The following is a 705-nucleotide window of genomic DNA, read 5'->3' as shown; positions in this document are numbered from 1 at the left end:
TGTCCGACCCTCTTTCCGGGCCAGGTGCTGAAGGTCAGCGGCGGCTACGAAGTGGCTGAGGTGTTCAGCAAGGGTGTGGTTATCACGGTGATGCAGACACATGCCCGCCGTGATAAGGACTTTTGGGTTGATTTTGACGGCATTCCGGATAACACCGATTTTGGTTTTCGGCCGGAACCCGGTGACCGTCCGGTGATGGCCGGCACGTTGCCAGCGCGAGTCACGAGCACCACGGAAAACGACACCTACGGGCACATCGACAAAGACGGCCGCTACCGCGTCAACATGCTGTTTGACCGGGACAACTGGGAGACCGGGTTTGAGAGCCTGTGGGTCCGTCAGTCCCGCCCGTACGCAGGGGATACCTACGGCCTGCATCTGCCGCTGCTGGCGGGCACTGAGGTGGCGATTGGCTTTGAGGACGGTAATCCGGACCGGCCGTACATTACCGGTGTGCTGCACGACTCGGCGCACAGCGACCACGTCACTATCCGGAACTACAAACGCAACGTGCTGCGCACCCCGGCGAACAATAAAATCCGCCTCGATGACGAGCGCGGGAAAGAGCATATCAAGGTCAGCACGGAGTACGGCGGCAAGAGCCAGCTCAATCTTGGGCATCTGGTGGATGCGGAGAAGCAGAAGCGCGGTGAGGGTTTTGAGCTCAGAACCGACAGCTGGGGCGCCATCCGGGCGCAGAAGGGG

At 60.9% G+C, this 705-nt stretch carries 1 protein-coding gene; it reads left to right on the top strand.

Annotation, left to right across the window (positions count from 1 at the left end; all coding sequences use genetic code 11):
• Window positions 1-705 (top strand): type VI secretion system tip protein VgrG (vgrG, locus tag V6E55_RS25585; RefSeq protein ID WP_316944132.1); only part of this gene is annotated, 705 nt, incomplete at both ends.

Origin of the sequence: Enterobacter sp. 342 (genome assembly GCF_036663495.1) — a bacterium.
GTDB lineage: Bacteria > Pseudomonadota > Gammaproteobacteria > Enterobacterales > Enterobacteriaceae > Enterobacter.
Note: the sequence above shows the minus strand (reverse complement) of the source record. Positions and strands in the feature narration are given on the sequence as shown.